The following is a 23,440-nucleotide window of genomic DNA, read 5'->3' on the forward strand; positions in this document are numbered from 1 at the left end:
CAGATGCATCTTAGCCAAGCCGCAAAACTGTCCTAAAAAGCAGGACCACTTCACAAAAGATTTTTGAGAACAGGGCCATACATAGTAGTTAAGGTTGATGAGCCTGTTTAAGCTAAGCATGCAATACGAAGGACAACACAGGCACAGGTTGAACGCAGTCTTGGTGCTACCAAGTAAAGGGCGTATCATAGCAAAGCATCAAGTATCACACTGACAGAATGGTGACTGTGGACCTACTAAGTTTGGATGCGCCGACAGCTGAAGAACGAATGGGTTTGTTTTTAGGTTGATCCATGACTTTAGCTTACTCGGTAATTTGAAACGTAAACTTGTCAATCTCCCGCTTAAGTTGCTCCACTGTGAATCCAGTCTTAAAGTAGCTGGTATGCGTAACACCTACCTGTCCATGGCCGACGAGAGCCTTAACCATACTATCCGGCACATCGGCTTGGCTAAGCAATGTCACCATAGAGTGGCGTAGACTATGAAAGACTAGTGTATCCTGCTTCAGTGCTAGGGCAGGTAAGAACTTTTCATTGAACCAACGGCCTACGTTACGACCATACCCATTTTGAGCACTGTACGAAAGCGATGGAAACAATCGGGCAGCCCCACTTCTACGGCCATCGACAAAAGCGAGAAATCCAGTATCCAGCAAACGTTGATGGACAGGAACCAACCGTCGGCTTGCTGCCGTTTTGAGCGTTTTCTCATCATCATCGTTGATGTCTATGCACCAAGTGCCGTTAACCTGACGTACGTCGCAAGTATGAAGCTGTGCCACTTCGTTGAGCCTTGCTCCGGTGAACATTGCAATAAGTGTGGGCCACTTGTGATCGTCTTTTCTGACAAGGTTCGCTTGGTTCGCCGTCAGATGCCCGAACATGAGGCCAAGCTGTGCGGCATCAAAGGCTGCACGTTGCTTAGTGCTGTCTCTCGTTTTCTGCGGTAGTCGCGTGCCTGTGAATATGTTCTCATCCATGTGGCCATTGTTTACTGCCCATGCGGCAAAAGACTGGAAGGCGCTAAGATAAGCGTTCACTGTCCTAGTCGCCAATTTAGGCACATCGGCCACTAACATCATATCAGCAAGAGATAAGTCTCGTGTGCGAGGGTCTTTGCTTCTGTTTTTGGGCAATCTCGCTACCGTTGCCTTGACCATGCGTGCATCAGCTTTGGTCAACTGTGATGTTGGCTTGTTGCCAGTTATCACTCCGAGAAGGTCCAACGCATCATGCTTCTCACTTATGGTCTTTGCGGCCCATAATTCTCCTCGCTGTCCCTCTGACATGTAGTCTTTCACGGTCATCCGGTAGTCGACTGCTTCTGGTAGTGTGTCAGTGGGGATGACGGCTGCACGCGTCGTCTGCGGTTGATTTTCAATTTCGTAATCGTCTAAGGAGGTCTGGTAGTTCAAAGCGGCTTCTAGCAAGCTGCGATAGCCTTTTCGGTACTCAGCCAACAATAACGCGTCCTCCTTGGTGGACAAGTCGCGGACGCCTCTAAGCGTCTTAAAGCGGCTCAGGAGATCGCTACCGTCTTGATCGGGCTGGAGAGCTAGCTCGTGCCATATATCATCGTCCACGAAGCCTATGGAGCCTCTGAGGGCTTCCTTGGCGGCGTCTGATACATCGCCCTCCAGTGAAATGCGATCTTTGTATTTCTGGAGCACCGTACGAAAGTGGGTTTCGACGTGCTGGCGCATTTCATCATATCTCATAGCCTGCACCGTTGGCTGTGCCAGCAGAGCTTGTCCAGAGACGATTAGCATGCGTGACAAGCGCTGTGCGGTGCGGGGCAGGCGCGTTTTGAGCGACAGGCGGACGTGAATGGCCTTGCGACTGGTCTCAGTGCACCTTGGTAGGGGCCAGCGGAAGTAGAAAATGCCGTGTCTGCTTTGGCTTAGGTAAGAGGCGTTTCGCATGGTTGATGGCCCACCATTATGGCACACCAAAGCGTCACGCTGTCTAAGCAGTTGATATAAAGCAAAATGGTGGGCGACCCTGGAATCGAACCAGGCGTGCGTCTCCGCGAGGGAGTTACAGTCCCCTGCCACACCTTGCGGCCTGTCGCCCACTGGCGCGGTGATTACCTGCGGCTCTGGGGGGCGTCAACCTTTAAATCTGCAGATTGTTCAGGATTTCACAGAGGCTTTGATCTAACGCTTGTTTGCGCGATTGTCCTGCCTTGTCGTGCAAGGCTTGGCGCGCGCGGCGCAAAGAGGTAGACCGACAGAAACGCGCGCAATCTTAGGGGGCGGCAATGAAGAAACCCAAATGGGTCGTAGAAAAAGAGCAGGGTAAAAAGCAGGAAGGGCGTGAGACGCTTTGGCTTTTTGGTCTGCATGCGGTGCGTGATGCGCTGATGAATCCAAAGCGTGAGAAATTGACGTTGATGGTTACGCCGAACGCGCTGGCTAAGCTGGAAGAGGCTGTCGCCGCCAGCGGAATCACACCGGAGGTCATCGATCCGCGGAAATTCCGCCCTCCGATTGATGCGGGATCGGTGCATCAGGGTGCTGTGCTTGAGGTTAAACCTCTGGATTGGGGCCATATGGCCGATGTGTGTATCGGCGACGCCGCACCTCGGGTGATCCTGCTTGATCGGGTGACTGATCCGCATAACGTGGGCGCGATCCTGCGCTCGGCAGAGGTGTTGGGCGCGTCAGCAGTAATTGGCACGCGGCACCATTCCGCACCTGAAACCGGCGCGCTGGCCAAAACCGCCTCTGGCGCGCTTGAGCGGCAGCCGTATCTGCGTATCCGTAATTTGGCCGATGGCATCCGAGACCTGCAGAATATGGGCTATCTTGTTCTGGGATTGGATGGTGAGGCTGATATCACTATCGAGACTGCCGTAGAGGGAAAGCGCGACCGCCCCGTGGCGTTGGTGCTGGGCGCCGAAGGACCGGGTCTGCGTGAAAAAACACGTGAGACGGTGGATGCCTTGGTGCGTATTGACGCAGGCGGTGATTTCGGCTCGCTCAACGTCTCAAATGCAGCGGCAATCGGACTATATGCTACACGTGAGCATAAGTAGGGAGCGCCGCCATCGCCCATCCGACGAAAATAGCGACCTGCTGCCATTGCGGTACGCGGGCGCTGCTGCGCCTTGATGTGGGCCACCACACATTGACATGCGGGGCCTGTGGTGCACCATTGCAACGCCTCAAGGCGCTGCCGGTGGTACCTGCGCCTGCTCAGCCTGCCATCAGCCACCAACGGGTCACGCCCAAGCTGCGCAAACTGCCAAAGGCCAAGCCTGTCAAAAAGCGCAAGAGCCTGTTTCGCAAGTTCGCCGAGGAAGCCTTTGATCTGGTTGAGGATATCTTTGATTAAACTGGCATTAATCGGCGGTTTCTTGCGCAAAATGGTGCTGTGCAACATCTATCGGCATGATCCCCTTTTATCGTCGGCTGACGAGCTTACATATAAGACACCGACCGGCTTGGAACATCCGGCTCGTTTTTTGTCCCTGTTCCGACTTTTAACCTCCCAGTATATTCTGGGAGGTTTTTTTATGCGCGCATGGCAGCTAGGATCACAGCATGAGCTATACAGATGCATTTTTGAAAGACATCCTGACCCGCACCAAGCGGGTCGCGATTGTGGGTGTCTCCGACAACCCTGTGCGCGCAAGTTATTTCGTGGCGCGCTACCTGTCGCTTAAAGGGTATAAGATCGTGCCGGTGAACCCGATGCTGGCGGGGAAATCGCTTTTTGGCGTTCCTGTTGTGCCGTCACTGGCCGAGATCGAGGGTCCGGTTGATATGGTGGACATCTTCCGCCGCTCCGAGGCTGTACCGGAAATCGTGGATGAGGCGCTTGAGCTTTTGCCCGACCTGCGCACGATCTGGATGCAGATCGGTGTAGAGCACCCAGAGGCTACGGCACGTGCAGAGGCGCGCGGGATCGACGTGGTCCAGAACCGTTGCCCCAAGATTGAGTATCAGCGTCTTTTTGGTGAGCTGCGCATGGGCGGCTTTGCGACAGGCGTTATTTCAAGCAAGCTATAGATGCCCGGCCAAAGCAGGCGGAAGGGCGTCAGCGCGATGCTTTTTCTGCAATGCCGGAGCGGGACTGGCGGCGGGCAAGTTCGGCCATAACGTCGTCCAGAGGCACATCGCGGGCGGCAAGCATGACCAGCAGGTGAAAGAGGACGTCAGCAGCTTCACTGGTAAGCGCTTTCTTGTCGTCTTTCACGGCCTCTATGATGGCCTCAATGGCCTCTTCCCCGAATTTTTCCGCACATTTCTCTGGGCCGTTGGCAAGTAGTTGGGCTGTCCAGCTTGAGTTTGGATCAGAGGCCTTGCGGTCAAGAATTGTTGCGTAGAGATCGTCAAGTGTCATGAGAGCCTCATTGGGATGCCTGCAGCGGCCATGTGCTGTTTGGCCTGCTGGATGGTGTATTCGCCAAAATGGAAGATCGAAGCAGCCAGCACCGCCGATGCGCCGCCTTCGATAACCCCGTCCACGAGGTGATCAAGGTTACCAACTCCGCCGGAGGCGATAACCGGCATGCTCACCGCGTCAGAGATGGCGCGCGTGAGCGGCAGATTGAACCCTTGTTTCGTGCCATCGCGGTCCATGGAGGTAAGCAAAATTTCACCCGCACCTTTTTCCATCATGGTAATGGCAAACTCGACCGCATCTATGCCTGTGGATTTGCGGCCGCCATGGGTGAAAATCTCCCACTTACCGGGCGAGACTGTCTTGGCATCAATGGCGGCAACGATGCACTGGCTGCCGAACTGGTCAGCGGCACGCGCAACCACGTCAGGATCGGCCACGGCGGCAGAGTTGAAGCTCACCTTATCGGCGCCAGCAAGCAGCAAGGCACGCACATCAGCGGGTGTGCGGACACCGCCGCCGACAGTCAGGGGGATATAGCAATGCTCGGCTGTGCGGCGCACCAGATCGAACATGGTGCCGCGATTTTCGTGGGTTGCATGGATATCAAGGAAGCACAGCTCATCCGCGCCAGCCGCATCATAGGCAATAGCGGCATCAACTGGATCACCTGCATCGCGCAGGCCAACGAAGTTGACGCCCTTGACCACACGGCCATCGGCGACATCGAGACAGGGAATGATGCGGGTTTTAAGCATGGTCAGAGCCTACTGTTTGTTAGTTGCGCAAAGCGGTCAAGGCAGCGGCCAGATCAATGGCTCCGTCATAAAGCGCGCGGCCGGAGATGGCGCCGCTGATAACGTTTGTCGCTTTGAGCGCTTGAAGATCAGCCAGTGACGACACGCCGCCGGAAGCGATAACTGGGATATTTACAGCGCGGGCAAGGGCCGCTGTAGCGTCGATGTTGGGGCCGCCCATGGCGCCATCGCGCATGATGTCGGTGTAGATAATCGCGGCCACGCCTGCGTCTTCGAACGATTTCGCAAGGTCGGTGACCATCACGTCTGTCTCTTCGGCCCAGCCCTTGGTCGCCACGCGGCCATTGCGTGCGTCGATGCCGACGGCAACTTTTCCGGGAAAGGCGCGGGCGGCTTCACGGACCAAATCGGGGTTTTCCACGGCCACGGTGCCAAGGATCACGCGGGCAAGGCCCTTGTCTAGCCAAGCCTCGATCGTGGCCATGTCGCGGATGCCGCCGCCAAGTTGTGCGGGTACTTTGCACTGCTTGAGGATCGCCTCTACGGGGGCCGCGTTAACAGGCGTGCCTGCAAAAGCGCCATTGAGATCAACCAGATGTAACCATGTGCAGCCTGCGTCCACAAACGCCTGCGCCTGCGCGGCAGGGTCATCGTTGAACACGGTCGAGCGGTCCATATCACCATGGACAAGGCGCACGGCCTGACCGTCTTTAAGATCAATCGCGGGGTAGAGGATCATGGGCTATGTCACCTTTCATCTGTTCTATCGCGGTTTTGCACGGAACGGCCCGCTATGCAACGCGACCTCACGTCAGGCTTGCCGAATAGCAGCCTGTGGGCAAGACTGTTCGGCAGTTCTAGGGAGGAGCGTTCATGCGGATTATGGTAGCAGCTGCTATTGCAGTAGTAGGTTTTGCGGGAGCGGCCTTTGCCGATCCGGCTGTGGGCACTTGGAAGACGCAGGTGGATGACGGCGCCTATGCCTATGTGGACGTCGGAAAATGCGGCGCAGCCCTGTGCGGCACGATTGCGCGGACCTTTAATGACAAAGGCGAATACAAGTCCAAGAACCTTGGTAAGAAACTGGTTTGGGACATGCAGCCAGCGGGCAGTAGATCCTACAAGAACGGCCAAATTTAGCAACCTTCGACGGGCAAAACCTACAAATCCAAAATGGCTCTGTCGGGCAATACGCTTAAAGTATCCGGATGCGTTGGCCCGATCTGCAAAAAGCAGACGTGGAGCCGCGTGAACTGAGCTAAGTCATTTTTGCTGTAGTGGGGCCCAGCCCTGCAAAACGAGCATTACAGAATATTAAGGCGTGGGTGTATGATGCACCTACGCCTTTGTTTTTGCTGCTGCGGCAAGGCATCAGGTGCTGCCAGGAATTTTGAGATGAAGAGATTGATGTACGATGCCGTTTCGGCAATGGCCTGCGGCGTAGGGAGCGCTCAGGCTGATGTGTCTATCGGACTGTGGCAAAGTCCGCCCGATGCCAGAGGAATTGTGCTGCAAGTACGTACGCGCCCGTGTGGGCAGGCAATTTGCGGTCAGGTTGAGCGGGTGAATAACCGTCAGGGCTATGACGCGCCGTCGCGCGATGTTGGTCGTCCCGTGCTGGTCAATCTGGTGCCCGAGGTGGATGGCGGATTCGCCGGACAGGTTTGGGAGCCCTTGGTCAACCGGATGATGAGTGTGCGGATGCAGGTTGAGGGCAATCTGATGCGCTTTCAGAACTTCCACGAAAGCGATTGCCGCAACGAGGTCTGGCGGCGGGTGCGTTAAGGCGCCCACCGCAGGAAGTTTGTTATCATCGCAAGGCCGGTTGTCTGGCTTTTCTCGGGGTGAAACTGCATCCCGATCATGTTGTCGCGGCCAATCACGGCCGTGACTTCGCTTGCGTAGTCCACATGGGCCAGACGCTGGGCGGGGTTCTTGACGGCCATGTGATAGCTGTGCACGAAATAGGTGTGATCGCCTGTTTTGATCCCCTCGAAAACAGGGTGGGGCGCGTCGATTACCAGATCGTTCCAGCCCATATGCGGGACTTTCAGCTTCGGATCGGAAGGGGTGATCCGCGTGACTTCGCCCGCTATCCAGTCAAGGCCGCGAGTATCTTCATATTCGCGCCCCCAGGTGGCCATCAACTGCATTCCGACACAGATGCCTAGAAAAGGGCGGCCTTTCAGCTCGACCGCCTCGATCATGGCGGCATAGATGCCGCTTTTGCCCTTAAGCGCAGCCATACAGGCGGGAAACGCCCCGTCACCGGGTAGCACGATACGGTCCGCGCCGGCGATGACATCTGCATCGGCGGTGACGACAACTTCGCCTGCGTCCGCTTCGCGCGCCATCCGCTCGAACGCTTTGTGGGCCGAGTGCAGATTGCCGCTTTCGTAATCGATAATTGCGGTCAGCATTCAGAGCATGCCTTTGGTCGAGGGAATGGCATCGGCCTTGCGCGGATCACTTTCCAGCGCATCACGCAGCGCGCGGGCGACAGCCTTGAACGCGGCCTCAGCGATGTGGTGGCTGTTGATCCCGTGCAGTTGGTCGACGTGCAGGGTGATGCCACCGTGCGTGGCAAAGGCTTGGAAAAATTCGCGCACAAGCTCGGTATCGAATGTGCCGATTTTCGACGTTGGCAGATCAACATTCCAAACAAGGAAAGGACGTGCGGACAGGTCAAGGGCGGCGCGCACAAGCGCGTCGTCCATCGGCAGCAGGCATGAGCCATAGCGCACGATGCCGCGTTTGTCTCCGACAGCCTTGGTCAGGGCCTGACCAAGCGCTATGCCCACATCCTCAACTGTGTGGTGATCGTCGATGTGCAGATCGCCCGAGCAGCGCACAGTCATATCAATGAGCGCGTGACGCGACAACTGGTCCAGCATGTGGTCAAAAAAGCCCACGCCTGTCTTGCTGTCGTAAATCCCTGTTCCGTCGAGGTTAATCTCGACACTGATATCGGTTTCGGCGGTGGTGCGGGTGATCTTGGCCGTGCGCATGAGGGGCCTCCGTTGGCTGGTCTGCGTCCTTATACCACCGCCGCGCCGCGCGCCAAGGCCCGATCAGGGATTGCGGCGCTGACAGCTTCGTGCCAGCCTGTGGCCAACCCGATTTTCAGGAGCTTCCCGTGAGCACATGTGTTTTCATTCAGATCCGTTGCCGTCCCGGCAGCACCTACCGCGTGGCCGAGGCGATTGCCCTGCGCGAAATCCATTCGGAGCTGTATTCCACCTCCGGAGATTTTGATCTGCTGATGAAAGTTTATATCCCCGCAGGCGAGGATGTGGGCGTCTATATCAACGACAACCTTCTGGACATTGACGGGATTGAGCGGTCGCTAACTACCATGACGTTCAAAGTATTTTGATGCGTGCGTTCGCTTTCGCGTTGCTGTTGGCAGCGCACCCTGCACATGCGGCCCAGCGTGTCTATGAAGGCGACGAAGCCGCTGCGATCCGCTGTGCTAATATGATGGCGATGACAGGTGTCACGCTATATCAGGCCGGGCTGATGGGGGAGCCGGAGAAGGATATCCTGATCGGCATTTCCGTGCTGATCCTTGAGCGTCACGTGAGCGGCAACTGGACCGAGAAAAAGCGCGCCATGGAAGCCATGCGTGACCGCCGCGATATGGAGGCCACGCTGGAAGACTACCAGCGCCACGCGCCGCTTTGCCTCAACCGGTTTCCGATTAACTAAAGCGTGGGGCAACCGCGCCGGGGCAGGCGGCTTCGATCATCGTCAGGATATCTGTGACCGGCAATCCGGTCGCGGCTGTGATGGCCGCGCGGTAGGGTGGCAGGTTGGTACATTCCAAAAGGATATGGCAGTGCGTTTCGGTCTGGCTTTGCACCAAAAGGTCAGTGATCTCTGCACGCGCAGCATCTTCATCCAAAACATCCAGATCTCGGCTGATAACCTGACGCAGGTGATGCGTTGGCGGCAGGCCGAGGATGCTTTGGGCATAGGCGCTATGGACACCAAGGTGCGCTGCATTCAGGCGTTGGGCATCAAAGGTCAGTATCCGCAGCGCCTCTGGCGCGATGTCCGGCGCAAGCTGCTCCAACGCCACAAGGGACGAGCTGATGAAGGGTCTGTCGCATAGCTTTGCCAGCTGTACCTGCCAGTAGGAGAGAAAGCCGCAGGAGGTGACGATGATGTCACCTTCAGCGTGGTGAAGTGCTTCGGCAAAGGGAGTGATATCTATGTCTTGCGGTTTGTCAGTCACGATCTGGCCGACCGATGCGCCCGCAATCTTTATGATCTGTGGTGGTCGCGCATAGCTGTCAGGGCTGCCCACATCCCCCGCGATGCGGGGGAAGCTGGTGTCGAGTTGCAGAACTGTGACGCGCGGGATCATCTAGCCTGATTGGCGCTGATTTTGTCGGGCAGCCATGTGGCGATCTCGGGGAAAATCACAAGGATGATCACCATCAGCAGCATCAGACCTACCATCGGGAGGGCGACCTTCGAGATGTAGGAAATCTCGTGTTTAGTCATGCCTTGCAGGACAAACAGGTTAAATCCGATGGGCGGCGTGACCTGTGCCATTTCCACGACAACCACGATGAAGATACCAAACCAGATCACGTCAATGCCTGCCTGACGGATCATCGGCTCGACGATTGCCATTGTCAGCACCACAGAGGAAATGCCGTCAAGGAACATGCCAAGAATGATATAGAACACAGTCAGCGCGGCGATCAGCACGATGGGGGAGAGCTGTAATTCGTCGATCCATGCAGCCAGCGCGCGTGGCAGACCGGTGAAGCCCATGGACAGCGACAGGAATGCCGCCCCCATCAGGATTAGCGCGATCATCGCTGAGGTGCGCGTGGCCCCCATCAGGCTTTCGAGGAAGGTGTTGAAGCTCAGCGAACCTTGGAAAAGGGCCAGCGTGAGAGAGCCAAGCACACCCACCGCTGCCGCCTCTGTTGCCGTAGCCCAGCCAAAATACATCGAGCCGATGACCGCAAAAACCAAAAGCAGGACGGGAATGAGAAAGCGGCTCTCAGCCAGCATGGTGCCGAAAGACATATGCGGTTCTGGTGGCGGGCGTTCACCGGGGCGCAGGAAATGCCACACGACGATATAGCTCATGAACAAGGCAGCAAGGACCAGACCGGGGACGATGCCAGCCATGAAAAGCTTGATGATGCTTTCGTTGATAGAGACGCCGTAAACGATAAGCGTGAGCGATGGCGGGATCATCAGGCCCAGCGTTGCAGCCCCCGCGAGTGTGCCGATAATCATGTATTCAGGATAGCCGCGCTTGCGCAGCTCGGGGATGCTCATCTTGCCAACTGTGGTTAACGTCGCCGCGGAAGATCCTGAAACAGCTGCGAAAATTGTGCAGCCTGCAATGTTGGTGTGCAGCAATCCGCCAGGCAACCAGCGCATCCATGGGGCCAGCCCGCGAAACATATCCTGCGACAAACGCGTGCGGTATAGGATCTCTCCCATCCAGATGAACAGCGGCAGCGCGGTCAGCGTCCAACTGCTGCTCGACGTCCAGATGGTGGTGATCATCGCGTCACCGGCAGGGCGGGTGGTGAACAGCTCAAGTCCCACCCACGCTACGCCCATCAGCGCAAGGCCGATCCAGATGGATGAGGCAAGCAGGCCAAAGAGGACGCATAGAAAGACAACGGTTGCATAGGCTTCGATCATTCTACTGCCTCCGATACGATGGGGTTCTGGCCTGTGATGATGGTGCGGTAAAGCGTGTCCCAAAGGGCGATTGCCAGCAAGATCGCACCAGCTGACATGGCAAGCTGCGGTATCCAGACGGGGGTGAATACCAGTTCCGAAGAGGCATTGGAGATAGCTTCGCGCCAATCGCCCAGCGGTGTTGCAGGCAGCGATAGCCATGTGACTACCCACTCGGGGATTTGATCCTGCCCCTGCGTGCGGTCGTTAAGCATTTCAGAGAAGATGTTGGTCTTAACCGCGAAGCGCGCGAAGTACGTGGCGATGATCGCCGCAGCGGTAACCGCAAATATATCAAGCCAGCGTGACGTGAAGCGATTCCAGTTGAGCACGATGGACACACGTATGTGCGCGCCGCGTGTCAGCGCATGGCATAGGGCGAAAAATGATGTGGCAGCCATCGCGTAGCCTGCAAATTCAGTGGTGCCGGGCAGGGCAACGCCTGTCCAGCGGGCGACCATCTGCGCCACGATCAGCAGCAGGATGGTCACCATAAAGAAAGCTGCAACCGCGCCACTGGCGAAATAGACGCCATCCAGAAACCGCCAGACGGGTCGCAGGCGCTTTTCTAGCGGTGCTTTGGCGAAAAAGCACAGCACGCCGAACAGGCATGGGACCACAAAAAGCCACACCCACAAGGGCAGGCCCAGCACCGGCGACCAGTCGCGCATGTCGGAATTCCTTTAATTCGGGCGCGCGCCCCCCCCCCGATATAGGAGAGCGCGCAATAGGGGCTTAGTTGGCCGCTTTGTAAGCGTCGATGATGGCTTGGCCGTCGGCGCCAGCTGTCTCCAGCCACTCGGCGGTCATCTTGGCACCAATCGCTTCAAGCTCTGCCAGAAACTCTGGCGAGGCATCGGTGACGGTCATGCCGTTCTTTTCAAGCTCTGTGAAATAGAAGTCAGACAGCTCTTCGGATTTCGCGGCACAAGAGGCGGCAGTCTCGTCGGCAGCTTTCATGATGCCGGCCTGCACCTCTGCATCCAGCGCATCCCAGGCCTGTTTGTTGGCAACCACGTAGTTGCGGGGCAGCCATGCGTTGACCTTGTAGTAATGGCTCAGATGCTCCCATACTTTCTGGTCGTAACCAGTCGAGCCGGAAGAGATGAATGAGGAGGCTACACCGGTTGCCAGCGCCTGCGCCAGCTCCGCTGCTTCGATCTGGACAGGAATCATGCCCAGCTCTTCCGCGAAGGTCGCTGTGGCAGAGTTGTAGGAGCGGAACTTCACGCCTTGGGTGTCGGCGGAGGAGTTCACTTCTTTAGCGAAATAGAAACCCTGACCCGGCCATGGGCAGGTGTAGAGCGCGACCATGTTCAGATCGGACAGTTGTGCGTTCACGGTGTCTTTTGCCACGGCCCAAAGTTTTGCATTGTCCGCATAGGAGGTCGCGATGAAGGGCAGGTTGTCCCAGCCCAGCAGCGGCGCTTCATTTGCGTGGGCGGACATAAACCGCTCGCCGATGTTGACCTGACCGGTTTGCACGGCCCGCTTGATGTCACCCCCACCAAACAGCGATCCGCCCGGATGCACGGTAATGTCGATCGCACCACCGGTGTATTCACGCACCTTGTCGGCAAACACCACGCCTTGTTCGGAATGGTAGTTCGTGGCGGCATAGGCCATCGGCATATCCCATTTCTGGGCGTGGCCATCGGCCATTGCGCTACCTGCGATCAGCGCCGTTGCCGCGGCTGTCAGGCTCAGTTTTGTAAAGGTATTCATTGTGTTCTCCCAGTTGATGACGGCTCTAACGGCCGATATATTTGGCGGGGTCGAAGGCGCGCATGTCCATGTTGGGAGCGCTACCGGAAATCAACTCCGCGATCACACGACCCGTTTTTGGCCCGCCTGTCAATCCAACGTGCTGATGACCGAACGCGCTATAGCTGAGACCGCGAGGCTCATTTGCACCAATTAACGGCAGGCTGTCTGCAGGAGCAGGCCTGTGGCCCATCCATTCCACTACGTCGTCGTAGGTCACATCGGGCAGCAGCTTTTTCACTTGGCGGCGCAGCATCTCCAGTGGCGCACGTGAGGGGCCTGCCTTTAGCCCGCCAAGCTCAATCACGCCGGCAGCGCGGATGCGGCCTTGCATCGGGGTTAGAACAAATTTCCCAGAGGCTACCATCATCGGCGCGCGCGGCATCGCAGAGGGGTTGGTAAGCTCAATATGATAGCCGCGTTCGCTCTCAAACGGGACTTTCACCCCTAGTTTATGGGCGATGTCGCGCGACCACGGGCCCATGGCAAACACGATCTTGTCGGCACTCAGGCGGCCATCTGCTGTGATGAGCGCGCTCACGCCCTCTTCGGACATCTCGATGTCCTGAATAGCCGTGATCTGGAGCGTGCCGCCTTGAGCCACAAAGTGATCGGCAAGGGCTTTCACGTAAGCGCCGGGATCACTGATCCTGCCATGGTTTTTGCAGCGGACGACGGTCTCGAACGCAGTGCCGAAGATCGGGTCGTATGCAGCATAGTCTTCACCACTAACCACCTCATAGCGCACGTCCTGCGCGTCGCGTTTGCCCCAGCCATAGCTGTCGGCGTCGAAATCGGCGCGGGTGGTGTAGCCGAAACAATAATCTTCGGTGGTGATGAATTTTGCGGCAGGTGTATCAGCAGCAAGCGCCTGATGCTGCTCGACCGTGTCGTGAAGCAGCGCAGACATGGCTGTGCCGTAGTGGTTCACATGGGAATCAGTGGCGTATGACATGTATTTGCGCAGAAACGGTATCAGCCGTGGCAGGTAGGACCAGCGCAAAAATAATGGCGCATCGCGGTCCAACAGCATGGCAGGTGCCTTGCCCATCAGGCCGGGCGTGGTGACGGGGACCACCGCACCAGCTGCCAGAACACCGGCGTTACCATGGCTTGTGCCGCTCGCCGGACCTGCGCGGTCCACCACGGTGACCTGATGGCCGGCACGTTGCAGCCAGATCGCGCTTGAGATGCCGACGATCCCTGCGCCTGCGACCAATACCTGCATGTTGTTCCCCATCCTTGCGTTGTCTGTTCAGCCATAACCTGCACAGCGCCGCAAGGATTGTCACGCGCTGAAATTTACAGCAGCAGACCGCCAAGGGTGATACCATGAGCGGAAGCCAGATCTATCTCGGACTGTGCTGTGGGGAGGTATGAGATGAATTCGCTATGGCTACAGTGCGGCAGGCCGAGCGCCGCGATCAGATCAGCATCGTAGTGACCCGAGAGGAGCAGCAGCCCTTCATGCGCAAGATGATCACGCGTCCCTTTGCCGCCGTCAGCGCGGATGCGGCGCATGAAATCATGTTGCTGCGCCACTGCCTCGACCACATCACGTGCAATTGGGCGGCCCTGAACCTCGCGGAAGAGAGCGGCCATGCGGTGATTACCCGCGCGCCCGCGAAAGATGCGGGCGACAACGTCAGATGGCACTGTGCGCCAGAAATTGGGTGGGTAGGGATGCTCGCGTAGCAGCCACAGGATGTGCGAGAACCCCTGCGCGCTGATCGAGCGTTTTGCATCCTTGTTCTGGCCAGCGGTGAGATAGTCAGGGCGCGCCACGATCAGGCCCAGATAGCAAAACGCGCGGGTCTCATCGGCGGCGACAAGGATGCATGGCGCGTCGATCGCCTCGGTCGGGATCATCCAGTTTGTGCCCATGGTGTTTTTGATGTCCACGTCATGGCCGCGGATCACACAGTCTAGACGACCCTTTGGCAAATTCAGCAGCGCGCGCAGCTCAATCTCGACCCGCGTGCCGATATAGGTTTTTTCTGTCTTTTCAAGCTCTTCATAGGCGCGGCGGCCGGTCTTGGGCGTCATGATGACGTCATCAACGCAAGCGCGCAGCATTGCGGCAAAGCTGTCCGCCAGTGCCTGTGCGCCGCCCGCTCGCGCTGTGATCTCGGACGCAAGCGCGCTCAGCAGTGCGTGATCCGGGTGGTTCTCAGAGACGCAGCTATCAGGGACATGTTGTTTCACGGGAGTGCGTTAGCCGCTGACGCTGTGCAGCATACGTTTGCGCAGCGCGCGGGCGATCTGGGCGGAAACCGCCTGCGCCACGGGCGGTGGAAATGCGTTGCCGACCTGGCGGTAGGCGTTGGTTTTGGCACCGGTGAAATGCCAGTCATCGGGAAAGCCCTGTATTCGTGCGACCATCGGCACGGTAAGGCGCGGCATCCCGTTGTGAAACGGATCGGGTGCTTCGGGGGCTATCGTGCGCCCCTCTACGCCCAGCGTCGACCATGCCGCGCGCGCGCGGGTGGGGCCAAGGTCCGGCCCGCCATGTTTTTTGGATCCACCTACGACGGTTGGGGCAATCTCGTCTGCCTTGTCGGCCCAATCGTCAGCGCCGCGCCAGCCACGTTCTGCCATCATGTCGCGCAATGTCTCGCCAACGGTGGGCGGGTTGTGGGGATTGGGTTCTGGCCAGTCAAACAAATCTGCACGGTTTTTCTGTACGGCAACGATTACCACACGTGGACGCAGCTGCGGCACGCCGAAGTCGGATGCATTGAGCAGGCGCCAGTCGGTGCGGTAGCCCAGTTTATCCAACTGGGTTTTCAGCCGTTCGCGGTAGTCGTGAAAGACCGCACCCAGAAAACCGCGGACGTTTTCGATCATTACAGCGCGTGGCTGTGCCTCAGCGATAATATCGATGGCGTCGTTGAACAGATTGCGTTCGTCTTTTTCGCCCAGCTGTTTACCTGCGACGGAAAACGGTGGGCAGGGCAGGCCGCCTGCGAACAAATCAATACCACGGTAATCGGCGCTGCGCTCTTTGAACACGCGCATGTCTTCTTCAAGCACGTTCCACGCGGGGCGGTTGTGGCGCAGGGTGGCGCAGCAATGTTTGTCAATTTCCACAAGGGCGGTATGGGCAAAGCCTGCCTTTTCCAGCCCCAGCGCCTGACCGCCGGCACCAGCGCATACCTCGATAGATGTCAGCATTTGCCTGCCCCCGTTTTGCGCATTAGGCCTGTAGCAGCGCGCGAGTTCAACAGCGCTTTTACGTGTGGCCCGTCAGTTCTGGATTTGTTCTTAATCGTCGGCAGCACTGAACGCAATGCAGCGGTTAGGCGGATTTAGCCGGCCCAAGGGATTCGCGTAGTTCCACGGAAATCTGCAGCTCAACCGGCGGGCCAACCGGACCGCCTTCGACCAATCCGATGAGGGCAATCGCGGCTTTGGTGCCCATTTCACGGTGGGGGACATGCACAGTTGTTAGGGTCGGCGTGACAATCCGCGCCAGTTCGATATCGTCAAATCCGGTGACCGAAACATCTTCCGGCACCGCCAGCCCCATCGCCCTGGCGGCGCGCAGCGCTCCCGCAGCCAGTACGTCATTGCCGCACATGACCGCGGTGGGTGGCTGTAGTTCTTGCATCAGTTGTGTCATCGCATCGGCACCCGTCTCAATGCCGTAAGGCGTTTCAATCACGCAAAGATGTTCGGGCGGAATGCCATGGGCGCTTGCAGCATCCTTAATGCCCTCAAGGCGCTCTGACGCGCGATCATTGCCCTTGACGGTGGCAGAGATCACGCCGATGCGTCTGTGGCCGCGCGCAATGACCTCCTCGGCAAGTAGACGCATGGCGGCACGGTTGTCGAATCCGATGGCCGGATGCTGCATATCTGGCGCATAGGCCCAAGCGATCAGCGCTGGCACGGCCTGACGCTCAAGATAGCGGTAAAGCGCGGGATCTCGTTCGTGCCCAATCAGCAGCAATCCATCAGCCCCGCGTGCCACCAACGCGCGGATTTGTTCTTCTTCGACCTCTGGTCGGTAAGCAGTGCTAGAGACCAGTAAGGTATATCCTCGGGTGTGCAGCGCCTCTTGAAAGGCCTGCAAGCCACGGGCGAAGATCGAGTTTTCCATCGTCGGGATGATCGCGCCTATCGTGAAGGTCCGCTTGGCCGCCATAACCCGCGCCCCGAAGTTGGGCGTGTACCCCAACGCGTCAACAGCTTTCATCACCCGCTTACGGGTCGTTTGTACCACCCGCTCGGGAGAATTGAGGCAGCGCGACACGGTCGCGGTCGAAACGCCGGCCTTTTTGGCGACATCGTCCAGGGTGGGAATGGATCGGCTGGGGCGCATCAAGCTCTCTCATGGTTCATGCCAATAAGGGCCACACTAATAGAAAACGATTTAGAATCCGAGCGCTATAAATTAAAAATGTAAGCGCTTGCATTTGAAGTTGATCGTCGCTTAGGCTTGAAGGTGAGCATAGCCACTTGGGAGTGTCCTCATGTTTCTTGCAGCGTCCGTCATCGTTTTCGCCATCTATTTTGGCAATGTTGCGTTGGGCGCTTTTGCAGGGGCCGCGTTTTTGGGCGATGTGGGCGAGATGTTGGTGTTGTTCGGGGCGACGGTTTTGTTCGTGGTCGCCATTTTGCAAAAAGAAGCTGACCGCAAGGATAAGAACGGCAGCTGACCGTCAACCGGGAGGAGACACAATGACAGATAACCAAGAGAAACTGGCATCAGCCGAGCGCCGCAATTTCCTGAAAATTACTGCCACAGGCGGGTTCACAGCCGCCATGGTCGCAGGAGCTGGGGGCATGTTGTGGTCTTCGGAAGCAGCGGCACAAACCGCAAATGAGGAACGTGACCGCGAGAAGGCTGCAGAGCATATCATGACCATCGCCACAGCCTATGTGCTGGGGGCATCACGCAGCTATCCTATCATGCAGTTGGACCTCAAAGAGAACATCCAGAACGCCACCAACGGCAAAGTCTATGTAAAGCTTGCCCCCGGTGGGCAGCTCGGTTCGGGCGGTAATCTGGTGCAGAAAGTGCAAGGCGGTACCATTCAGGCGGCGCAGCATTCGCTGTCGAACTTTGCGCCCTTTGCCTCAACAGTCGATCTGATCAATATGCCGTATCTGTGCGGCTCCAATCAGCGCTTCACCAACCTTGTGAATTCCGATTTCTGGAACACCGAAGTGCACCCGAAGGTCGAAGCAGCAGGGTTCAAATCCCTGTTCTATGTGAATATCGACCCGCGTGTGGTTGCTGTGCGCAAGGGCGGAGCGGGGGCGGTCCTGTCACCTTCCGATCTGTCTGGCGTTAAGTTCCGCGTGCCGGGCTCAAAGATGCTGCAACAGTACTACCGCATGGTGGGCGCGAACCCGACACCAGTAGCATGGGGCGAGACTCCCTCCGCGATCAAGCAGGGCGTGGCGGATGCGCTCGATCCTTCAGTGGGCGCGCTTTATGTTTTCGGCTTCAAGGATATCCTGTCACACGTGACCTTCACGCAAGCGGTGCCGGACAGCCAAGTCTATTCGTGCAACCTTGAATGGTTCAATTCAATGCCTGCAGATGTGCAGGAGGGGATCATGTGGGGGTCTGAAATGACGGCTCATCAAAACCTTTCCAAAGTGCCCTCCGCGCGCGCTTATGCCATGGCGGAGCTGGCCAAAGCAGGGGTTGAGTTCCACAGCTTGTCCGATGACCAGCTTGCCGGATGGAAAGCCGCGGGCGGTTATCAGCTGGCCGAGTGGGACAGCTTCAAGACAGAGCTGGCCGGTTCCATGGATAACTTTGCCAAGATGGAAGAGGCGGCAGGTACGCAGGGCAAATACTACGTCCACGACGCCTGAGCCCATGGGCGGGCTTGAAGGCGCACCCGCCCATTCTTTTGCGCGACTGCCGTGGTTGGCAGATGCGCACGGATATTTCTCGCTTCTGCCCGCCTGTTGACTGGATGCCTTATGGACCTTTTACGTAGAATAGACCGTGATGCTGAACGCTGGCTGCTGCTGACGTTTTATGTGATGTTGGTTGCGACGATGGCCGTCGAGGTGATCCGCCGCGAGCTGTTCTCCTATTCCTCGATCTGGGGAGAGGAGATTGTCCGCTACTCCTTTATCTATCTGGCGTGGATCGGTGCTGCGGCAGCGGTGAAAGAACGCGCGCACATCCGCATTGACGTCATCATGCATTACCTGCCGCCACGGCCCAAGGCGCTGCTGTATATCTTCGGGGATTTGGTGATGTTCGCAGTCGCGGTCATAGCGCTTTATTGGTCGTTCGAGACGGTACATGTCTCGGCCAAGTTTGGATCGGTCACGGATGGTTTGCGCGTCTCGAAGGTCTGGTTCTTGATGGCGGTGCCTTTGGGGTTTGCCCTAATCATCTGGCGGCTGCTGCAATCGTTCGTGCGTGACCTGCGCAGCCTGAGGGACGGCACACCCGTCTTTCAGGGCGACACCTTGTTTGATTGAGGGGTAGGGCATGCTTTGGACACAGGTTGCACAAACGGTCGAACTGGGGTGGGATTTCTACCTGCCTGTCTTGCTGTTCGTAGCGCTCATCGCGTTGGCGGTGCCAGTGTGGGCCGCCATTGGCGCCTCTGCCATCATCATGCTGTGGATGTCGGGCGATCTGCCGCTAAGCCTTGTAGGGGAAAGCCTGTTCGCGGGTATTGACGCATTCGCCCTGACAGCGGTGCCGCTGTTTATCCTGACCGGCGATGTGCTGGTGCGCACAGGCCTATCGCGCAAATTTCTGGACGTGGCCGAAGCATTGACGAACTTTGCCAAGGGTGGTTTCGGCTCTGCCACCGTTCTGGTCTGTGGCATGTTCGCCGCGATCTCTGGCTCTGATGCGGCGGGGGCAGCGGCGGTAGGCCGCATGACCATCGCGCGGCTTGTCGAGAGCGGCTATCCACGCCCCTATGCCTGTGCGCTGGTGGCGGCTGGGGCCTGTACTGGCATCCTGATCCCGCCCTCCATCGCCTATATCATCATCGGTCTGGTGCTGGGCATCTCCGCCTCGACCCTGTTTCTGGCGGCGCTGGTCCCCGGCCTTGCGATCCTGATCTCCATTCTGGTCACCAATCTGATCGTCAACCGCATTCACGGCTATGAGGGGGGCGGCAATATCTCGGCGGCGGAGTGGGCTGGTAATCTGGGCCGCGCACTCAAATCCGGCTGGTATGCGTTTATTGTGCCCGGCATCATCTTTTATGGCATCTTTTCGGGCCGCCTGACCCCGACAGAGGCTGGGGCGACGGCTGTTGTCGTCACCATCATTATGGGGTTCGTCCTTGGTACGCTGAAGCTGGCCGATTTTCCGGCGATGCTGGTCAGCTCTGCCAAAGTCAACGGGGTGATCCTGCCGATCATCGCTTTCTCCGCTCCGCTTGCCGAAGCGCTGGCGATCATGGGCGTGCCGCAGGGATTTGTGACCTCTGTGACCCAACTCACGGACGAGCCGTGGCTGCTGATCCTGTTGATGATTGGCATTCTCATCGCTGCGGGCTGCGTGATGGAGACGACACCCAACATCGTGATCCTTGCGCCGATCCTCAAACCGCTTGCGGATAATATAGGCATGAACGAGATTCAGTTCTGCATTATGATGATCACAGCGCTGGGCGTGGGTTTCATCACACCGCCGCTGGGGCTTAACCTGTTCGTCGTCTCCGGCATAACAGGCGAATCGATCCTCAAGATTGCAGCGCGCGCTATTCCTTTTGTATTGTGCATGTTTGTTGTGGTTCTGCTGATTGCCTATGTGCCAGCGCTCTCAACAACCCTGCTGCCCGAGATTTATAAGTAGGACCAACTCCATGACCCGTGAATACCTAAAGAAAGCTACGCTTACCGCCACATCGGACGCGTCAGAGACACATGAGATTGTGAAGAAAATCCTTGGCGACATCGAAGCGGGTGGGGATGCGACCGCGCTGGAGTATGCCAAGAAATTTGACCGCTATGAGGGCAGCGTGTTGCTGACCGCGGAAGAGATCGAAGCCGCCTGCGCGCAGGTGCCCGAAAAGCTCAAGGGGGATATCCGTTTTGCCCATGACAACGTAAAGCGCTTTGCCCAGGCGCAAAAGGCGACCGTGTCGGATGTCGAGCTTGAGATCGTGCCGGGGCTGATAGCGGGTCAGAAGGCGATCCCCGTAGATGCGGCAGGCTGCTACGTGCCGGGCGGGCGTTATAGCCACATCGCCTCTGCCATCATGACTGTGACCACTGCCAAAGTTGCAGGCTGCGGCCACATTACGGCCTGTTCGCCGCCGCGCCCGGATCAAGGTATCAACCCTGCAATCGTCTATGCCGCCCATATTTGCGGCGCGAACAAGATAATGGCGATGGGCGGCGTTCAGGGAGTTGCGGCGATGACCTTTGGCCTGTTCGGTCTGCCCAAGGCCAACATCCTTGTGGGACCGGGCAACCAGTTTGTAGCGGAGGCCAAGCGCATCCTGTTCGGCCGTGTGGGGATCGACATGATCGCAGGCCCGACCGACAGTCTCATCCTTGCCGATAAGGGCGCCGACCCGCATATCGTTGCGACCGATTTGGTGTCACAGGCCGAGCATGGCTATAACTCCCCTGTCTGGCTGGTCACAGATGACCGCGCGCTGGCTGAAACAGTGATGGAGATGGTCCCTGACCTGATTGCCGATCTGCCTGATCTGAACCGCGAAAACGCCTTTGCCGCTTGGCGCGACTATGCCGAAGTCATCGTCTGTTCAGACCGTGAGGAAATGGCCACCTGCTCGGATGATTACGCGCCAGAGCACCTGACCGTGCAGGCTGATGATCTTGACTGGTGGTTGGGGCGGTTGACTTGCTACGGCTCGCTCTTTCTTGGAGAGGAAACCACAGTCTCCTACGGCGACAAAGCATCAGGGACAAACCACGTCCTGCCGACGTCTGGCGCAGCGGCCTATACTGGCGGTCTATCCGTGCATAAATACATGAAGATCGTCACATGGCAGCGGGCCACGCGAGAAGGCTCCAAAGGCGTGGCGCAATCGACAGCGCGCATTAGCCGTTTGGAAGGGATGGAAGGGCACGCCCGCGCAGCCGATGTGCGGTTGGCCAAATACTTCCCCGACGAGACTTTTGATCTGACAGCAGATGGTTGATCCAGCCGCACTTTTTGATCTCACGGGGCGTGTGGCCTGCGTGACCGGCGCGAGTTCCGGCCTCGGGCGGCGTGCGGCGCTGGCCTTGGCCGCCGCAGGGGCGCAGGTGGTGGGTGTGGCGCGGCGTAGTGATGCGCTCGCAGCGCTTGAGGCAGAGACCGGCAGCGCAAGCGTGATGGCAGATGTGGCGGATCGCGCAGGGATAGCCGCTCTTGCGGCGGCGGTATCATCCCCCTTTGGCGCGCCTGACGTCGTGGTGCATGCAGCCGGCGTGAACACGCGGCAAGCCGCCGACGATGTCACTCCCGAAGGGTGGGACGCAACGCTGGCGCTGAACCTCTCTGCGCCGTTCTTTTTATCGCAAGCGCTGGTGCCTGCCATGCGCGCAAAAGGCTGGGGTCGGATTGTGAATTTTGCCTCACTCCAGACCACGCGCGCCTTTCCTGCGGGGATTGCATATGGCGCAAGCAAGGCAGCCATCGCCCAACTAACGCGCGCGATGGCTGAAGCGTGGTCGCCCCACGGCATCACCGCCAACGCCATCGGCCCGGGCTTTTTCCCGACCGAACTGACTGAAGCTGTGTTCAACGATCCCAACCGTGCAGCGCGCAACGCGGCGCAGACGTGCATGGGGCGCAACGGCAGGCTTGAGGACTTGGACGGTCCGCTGCTGTTCTTGTGCTCGGACGCGTCTGCATACGTCACGGGGCAGGTCCTGATGGTGGACGGAGGGTTTACCGCAAAATGAAAGCGCTGGTGTACGAGGGGGAGGAACTGCTGCGCTACCGCGATGTACCTGATGTGGTGGCGGGGCAGGGAGAGCACCTGATCCAAGTTGAGGCAGTGGGCATCTGCGGCTCAGACATGCACGCCTATTTAGGCCACGATGCGCGCCGGCCTGCGCCGCTTATCCTTGGGCATGAGGCTGCTGGCGTGGTTGTCGGTGGTGCGATGGACGGTAAGCGCGTTACGGTCAACCCGCTGGTGACGTGTGGTGCGTGCCCTGCATGTACCTCTGCGCGTGAAAATCTTTGCCCCAGTCGGCAGATCATTTCGATGCCACCGCGCGAAGGGGCCTTTGCCCAGTATATTGCGATGCCTGATAGAAATCTTGTGGCAGTACCCGACCACGTGCCACTTGCACGCGCCGCTTTGGCCGAACCTTTGGCAGTGGGGTGGCACGCGGTCCGGCTTGCGCTGGCCGCGCTCCACCCAAGCGAGGAACGCAGCGCGCTGGTGATCGGCGGCGGGGCTATCGGGCTTGCCGCTGCGCTTGCCTTGCGGGCCTTGGGGGTGGCCGATGTCACGATAACTGAGCCAAACGCAGCGCGACGCGCCTTTTTGGCATCGCTGGGCGAGCGGACTGTGAGCCAAGCAGAGGGGCAATATCCGGTGATGATCGACGCGGTGGGCTATGCAGCAACACGCGCCATTGTTTCTGCGCTGGTAAATCCCGGCGGAGTGATCGCCCATGTGGGACTGGGGGAGGACGAAGGCGGGCTCGATGTGCGGCGTATGACTTTGCAAGAGGTCACCTTTATCGGCACCTATACGTATACGGCGCAGGATTTTCGCGACACGGCAGCGGCCATATTTGATGGCCGTCTGGGCGCGTTGGACTGGTGTCGGCATATGCCGCTGTCAGACGGGGCGGCTGCCTTCGCTGCCTTGCGACGGGGTGAGATTGCAGAGCCAAAGATCATTCTGGACCCTTGGGCCTGAGACAAAGGAGCGAAAG

General features: G+C 58.2%; 27 protein-coding genes, 1 tRNA gene and 1 pseudogene. 14 read left to right on the forward strand and 15 right to left on the reverse strand.

What is annotated here, in order from left to right:
* Window positions 1–304 precede the first annotated feature (304 nt).
* Window positions 305–1,720, reverse strand: coding sequence for a site-specific integrase (locus V7730_RS00005; protein ID WP_335745517.1), 1,416 nt, complete (start codon window positions 1,718–1,720; stop codon window positions 305–307).
* Between the two features lie 271 nt (window positions 1,721–1,991).
* Window positions 1,992–2,075 (reverse strand) — tRNA-Tyr (locus V7730_RS00010).
* A 187-nt stretch (window positions 2,076–2,262) separates the two neighbouring features.
* Between V7730_RS00010 and rlmB the strand changes: the two genes are divergently transcribed.
* From rlmB to V7730_RS00025, 3 genes are all read left to right on the forward strand, one after another.
* Window positions 2,263–3,039, forward strand: a complete 777-nt coding sequence (rlmB, locus tag V7730_RS00015; protein WP_335745518.1) for a 23S rRNA (guanosine(2251)-2'-O)-methyltransferase RlmB — start codon at window positions 2,263–2,265, stop codon at window positions 3,037–3,039.
* A 143-nt stretch (window positions 3,040–3,182) separates the two neighbouring features.
* Entirely contained in the window at window positions 3,183–3,338 is a 156-nt protein-coding gene (locus V7730_RS00020) for a hypothetical protein (protein ID WP_335745519.1), read from the forward strand.
* Window positions 3,339–3,547: 209 nt separating this feature from the next.
* The gene (locus tag V7730_RS00025) at window positions 3,548–4,015 is read left to right on the forward strand and encodes a CoA-binding protein (protein ID WP_335745520.1); all 468 of its coding nucleotides are present in this window, start codon (window positions 3,548–3,550) and stop codon (window positions 4,013–4,015) included.
* 28 nt (window positions 4,016–4,043) lie between these two features.
* Here the strand turns inward: V7730_RS00025 and V7730_RS00030 are convergent, their stop codons facing one another.
* From V7730_RS00030 to hisA, 3 genes are read right to left on the reverse strand one after another with little or no spacing between them, the layout of a single operon-like run.
* Complete coding sequence (locus V7730_RS00030) at window positions 4,044–4,349, reverse strand: phosphoribosyl-ATP diphosphatase (RefSeq protein ID WP_335745521.1); 306 nt, start codon at window positions 4,347–4,349, stop codon at window positions 4,044–4,046.
* Window positions 4,346–5,107, reverse strand: coding sequence for an imidazole glycerol phosphate synthase subunit HisF (hisF, locus tag V7730_RS00035; RefSeq protein WP_335745522.1), 762 nt, complete (start codon window positions 5,105–5,107; stop codon window positions 4,346–4,348). Before hisF ends, V7730_RS00030 begins: the two co-directional genes overlap by 4 nt.
* Before the next feature lie 19 nt (window positions 5,108–5,126).
* Window positions 5,127–5,846, reverse strand: a complete 720-nt coding sequence (hisA, locus tag V7730_RS00040; RefSeq protein ID WP_335745523.1) for a 1-(5-phosphoribosyl)-5-[(5-phosphoribosylamino)methylideneamino]imidazole-4-carboxamide isomerase — start codon at window positions 5,844–5,846, stop codon at window positions 5,127–5,129.
* A 134-nt stretch (window positions 5,847–5,980) separates the two neighbouring features.
* Between hisA and V7730_RS00045 the strand changes: the two are divergent.
* Together V7730_RS00045 and V7730_RS00050 are read left to right on the forward strand one after the other, a co-directional pair.
* A pseudogene (locus V7730_RS00045) lies at window positions 5,981–6,364 on the forward strand (DUF2147 domain-containing protein).
* A gap of 138 nt (window positions 6,365–6,502) precedes the next feature.
* Complete coding sequence (locus V7730_RS00050) at window positions 6,503–6,892, forward strand: hypothetical protein (RefSeq protein ID WP_335745524.1); 390 nt, start codon at window positions 6,503–6,505, stop codon at window positions 6,890–6,892.
* Here V7730_RS00050 and hisH read toward each other — a convergent pair.
* Window positions 6,889–7,527: an imidazole glycerol phosphate synthase subunit HisH gene (gene hisH, locus V7730_RS00055; protein WP_335745525.1), complete on the reverse strand. Its 639-nt coding sequence runs from the start codon at window positions 7,525–7,527 to the stop codon at window positions 6,889–6,891. The two genes, V7730_RS00050 and hisH, sit on opposite strands and share 4 nt — an antisense overlap.
* A complete protein-coding gene (hisB, locus tag V7730_RS00060) occupies window positions 7,528–8,115 on the reverse strand; it encodes an imidazoleglycerol-phosphate dehydratase HisB (protein WP_335745526.1) in 588 nt (195 codons plus the stop codon).
* Window positions 8,116–8,243: 128 nt separating this feature from the next.
* Here hisB and V7730_RS00065 point away from each other — a divergent pair, with 128 nt between their 5' ends.
* Together V7730_RS00065 and V7730_RS00070 are read left to right on the forward strand one after the other, a co-directional pair.
* Window positions 8,244–8,483 (forward strand): Lrp/AsnC ligand binding domain-containing protein, encoded by a 240-nt coding sequence (locus V7730_RS00065; RefSeq protein ID WP_335745527.1) that lies wholly within the window; start codon window positions 8,244–8,246, stop codon window positions 8,481–8,483.
* Window positions 8,483–8,815: a hypothetical protein gene (locus tag V7730_RS00070; protein ID WP_335745528.1), complete on the forward strand. Its 333-nt coding sequence runs from the start codon at window positions 8,483–8,485 to the stop codon at window positions 8,813–8,815. Before V7730_RS00065 ends, V7730_RS00070 begins: the two co-directional genes overlap by 1 nt.
* Here the strand turns inward: V7730_RS00070 and V7730_RS00075 are convergent.
* The 8 genes from V7730_RS00075 to V7730_RS00110 form a co-directional block, all read right to left on the reverse strand.
* Window positions 8,808–9,476, reverse strand: coding sequence for a hypothetical protein (locus tag V7730_RS00075; protein ID WP_335745529.1), 669 nt, complete (start codon window positions 9,474–9,476; stop codon window positions 8,808–8,810). The two genes, V7730_RS00070 and V7730_RS00075, sit on opposite strands and share 8 nt — an antisense overlap.
* Entirely contained in the window at window positions 9,473–10,786 is a 1,314-nt protein-coding gene (locus tag V7730_RS00080) for a TRAP transporter large permease (RefSeq protein ID WP_335745530.1), read from the reverse strand. The genes V7730_RS00075 and V7730_RS00080 overlap by 4 nt, the downstream gene beginning before the upstream one ends.
* Complete coding sequence (locus tag V7730_RS00085; protein ID WP_335745531.1) at window positions 10,783–11,496, reverse strand: TRAP transporter small permease; 714 nt, start codon at window positions 11,494–11,496, stop codon at window positions 10,783–10,785. Before V7730_RS00085 ends, V7730_RS00080 begins: the two co-directional genes overlap by 4 nt.
* 64 nt (window positions 11,497–11,560) lie before the next feature.
* Window positions 11,561–12,550, reverse strand: coding sequence for a TRAP transporter substrate-binding protein (locus V7730_RS00090; RefSeq protein ID WP_335745532.1), 990 nt, complete (start codon window positions 12,548–12,550; stop codon window positions 11,561–11,563).
* A 25-nt stretch (window positions 12,551–12,575) separates the two neighbouring features.
* Complete coding sequence (locus V7730_RS00095) at window positions 12,576–13,817, reverse strand: NAD(P)/FAD-dependent oxidoreductase (protein ID WP_335745533.1); 1,242 nt, start codon at window positions 13,815–13,817, stop codon at window positions 12,576–12,578.
* 74 nt (window positions 13,818–13,891) lie between these two features.
* Window positions 13,892–14,794 carry a NaeI family type II restriction endonuclease gene (locus V7730_RS00100; RefSeq protein ID WP_335745534.1) on the reverse strand — a complete coding sequence of 301 codons (903 nt, stop codon included), beginning with the start codon at window positions 14,792–14,794 and terminating at the stop codon, window positions 13,892–13,894.
* Between the two features lie 9 nt (window positions 14,795–14,803).
* Window positions 14,804–15,763: a DNA cytosine methyltransferase gene (locus V7730_RS00105; protein WP_335745535.1), complete on the reverse strand. Its 960-nt coding sequence runs from the start codon at window positions 15,761–15,763 to the stop codon at window positions 14,804–14,806.
* A gap of 124 nt (window positions 15,764–15,887) precedes the next feature.
* Window positions 15,888–16,913: a LacI family DNA-binding transcriptional regulator gene (locus tag V7730_RS00110; protein ID WP_335745536.1), complete on the reverse strand. Its 1,026-nt coding sequence runs from the start codon at window positions 16,911–16,913 to the stop codon at window positions 15,888–15,890.
* Window positions 16,914–17,064: 151 nt separating this feature from the next.
* Between V7730_RS00110 and V7730_RS00115 the strand changes: the two genes are divergently transcribed.
* The 7 genes from V7730_RS00115 to V7730_RS00145 all read left to right on the forward strand — a co-directional run bounded on the left by V7730_RS00115 (window position 17,065) and on the right by V7730_RS00145 (window position 23,424).
* Window positions 17,065–17,250, forward strand: a complete 186-nt coding sequence (locus tag V7730_RS00115; protein ID WP_335745537.1) for a hypothetical protein — start codon at window positions 17,065–17,067, stop codon at window positions 17,248–17,250.
* 22 nt (window positions 17,251–17,272) lie between these two features.
* Window positions 17,273–18,421, forward strand: coding sequence for a TRAP transporter substrate-binding protein (locus V7730_RS00120; RefSeq protein WP_335745538.1), 1,149 nt, complete (start codon window positions 17,273–17,275; stop codon window positions 18,419–18,421).
* A 111-nt stretch (window positions 18,422–18,532) separates the two neighbouring features.
* Entirely contained in the window at window positions 18,533–19,045 is a 513-nt protein-coding gene (locus V7730_RS00125) for a TRAP transporter small permease (RefSeq protein WP_335745539.1), read from the forward strand.
* Window positions 19,046–19,055: 10 nt separating this feature from the next.
* Window positions 19,056–20,384, forward strand: a complete 1,329-nt coding sequence (locus V7730_RS00130) for a TRAP transporter large permease (RefSeq protein ID WP_335745540.1) — start codon at window positions 19,056–19,058, stop codon at window positions 20,382–20,384.
* A gap of 10 nt (window positions 20,385–20,394) precedes the next feature.
* Window positions 20,395–21,702 carry a histidinol dehydrogenase gene (gene hisD, locus V7730_RS00135; protein ID WP_335745541.1) on the forward strand — a complete coding sequence of 436 codons (1,308 nt, stop codon included), beginning with the start codon at window positions 20,395–20,397 and terminating at the stop codon, window positions 21,700–21,702.
* Complete coding sequence (locus V7730_RS00140; protein ID WP_335745542.1) at window positions 21,695–22,450, forward strand: SDR family NAD(P)-dependent oxidoreductase; 756 nt, start codon at window positions 21,695–21,697, stop codon at window positions 22,448–22,450. Before hisD ends, V7730_RS00140 begins: the two co-directional genes overlap by 8 nt.
* The gene (locus tag V7730_RS00145; RefSeq protein ID WP_335745543.1) at window positions 22,447–23,424 is read left to right on the forward strand and encodes an alcohol dehydrogenase catalytic domain-containing protein; all 978 of its coding nucleotides are present in this window, start codon (window positions 22,447–22,449) and stop codon (window positions 23,422–23,424) included. Before V7730_RS00140 ends, V7730_RS00145 begins: the two co-directional genes overlap by 4 nt.
* Window positions 23,425–23,440 lie beyond the last annotated feature (16 nt).

The sequence above is a fragment of the Sulfitobacter sp. genome (assembly GCF_036961165.1).
Lineage (GTDB): Bacteria > Pseudomonadota > Alphaproteobacteria > Rhodobacterales > Rhodobacteraceae > Sulfitobacter.

Coding starts and splice junctions, on each gene's coding strand:
- V7730_RS00030 (WP_335745521.1), bottom strand. CDS start 4,349: ATGACACTTGACGATCTCTACGCAACAATTCTTGACCGCAAGGCCTCT.
- V7730_RS00140 (WP_335745542.1), top strand. CDS start 21,695: ATGGTTGATCCAGCCGCACTTTTTGATCTCACGGGGCGTGTGGCCTGC.
- rlmB (WP_335745518.1), top strand. CDS start 2,263: ATGAAGAAACCCAAATGGGTCGTAGAAAAAGAGCAGGGTAAAAAGCAG.
- hisB (WP_335745526.1), bottom strand. CDS start 8,115: ATGCGCACGGCCAAGATCACCCGCACCACCGCCGAAACCGATATCAGT.
- hisH (WP_335745525.1), bottom strand. CDS start 7,527: ATGCTGACCGCAATTATCGATTACGAAAGCGGCAATCTGCACTCGGCC.
- V7730_RS00005 (WP_335745517.1), bottom strand. CDS start 1,720: ATGAGATATGATGAAATGCGCCAGCACGTCGAAACCCACTTTCGTACG.
- V7730_RS00080 (WP_335745530.1), bottom strand. CDS start 10,786: ATGATCGAAGCCTATGCAACCGTTGTCTTTCTATGCGTCCTCTTTGGC.
- hisA (WP_335745523.1), bottom strand. CDS start 5,846: ATGATCCTCTACCCCGCGATTGATCTTAAAGACGGTCAGGCCGTGCGC.
- V7730_RS00090 (WP_335745532.1), bottom strand. CDS start 12,550: ATGAATACCTTTACAAAACTGAGCCTGACAGCCGCGGCAACGGCGCTG.
- V7730_RS00115 (WP_335745537.1), top strand. CDS start 17,065: ATGTTTCTTGCAGCGTCCGTCATCGTTTTCGCCATCTATTTTGGCAAT.
- V7730_RS00120 (WP_335745538.1), top strand. CDS start 17,273: ATGACAGATAACCAAGAGAAACTGGCATCAGCCGAGCGCCGCAATTTC.
- V7730_RS00110 (WP_335745536.1), bottom strand. CDS start 16,913: ATGCGCCCCAGCCGATCCATTCCCACCCTGGACGATGTCGCCAAAAAG.
- V7730_RS00050 (WP_335745524.1), top strand. CDS start 6,503: ATGAAGAGATTGATGTACGATGCCGTTTCGGCAATGGCCTGCGGCGTA.
- V7730_RS00130 (WP_335745540.1), top strand. CDS start 19,056: ATGCTTTGGACACAGGTTGCACAAACGGTCGAACTGGGGTGGGATTTC.
- V7730_RS00070 (WP_335745528.1), top strand. CDS start 8,483: ATGCGTGCGTTCGCTTTCGCGTTGCTGTTGGCAGCGCACCCTGCACAT.
- V7730_RS00025 (WP_335745520.1), top strand. CDS start 3,548: ATGAGCTATACAGATGCATTTTTGAAAGACATCCTGACCCGCACCAAG.
- V7730_RS00105 (WP_335745535.1), bottom strand. CDS start 15,763: ATGCTGACATCTATCGAGGTATGCGCTGGTGCCGGCGGTCAGGCGCTG.
- V7730_RS00145 (WP_335745543.1), top strand. CDS start 22,447: ATGAAAGCGCTGGTGTACGAGGGGGAGGAACTGCTGCGCTACCGCGAT.
- V7730_RS00095 (WP_335745533.1), bottom strand. CDS start 13,817: ATGCAGGTATTGGTCGCAGGCGCAGGGATCGTCGGCATCTCAAGCGCG.
- V7730_RS00075 (WP_335745529.1), bottom strand. CDS start 9,476: ATGATCCCGCGCGTCACAGTTCTGCAACTCGACACCAGCTTCCCCCGC.
- V7730_RS00125 (WP_335745539.1), top strand. CDS start 18,533: ATGGACCTTTTACGTAGAATAGACCGTGATGCTGAACGCTGGCTGCTG.
- V7730_RS00085 (WP_335745531.1), bottom strand. CDS start 11,496: ATGCGCGACTGGTCGCCGGTGCTGGGCCTGCCCTTGTGGGTGTGGCTT.
- hisD (WP_335745541.1), top strand. CDS start 20,395: ATGACCCGTGAATACCTAAAGAAAGCTACGCTTACCGCCACATCGGAC.
- hisF (WP_335745522.1), bottom strand. CDS start 5,107: ATGCTTAAAACCCGCATCATTCCCTGTCTCGATGTCGCCGATGGCCGT.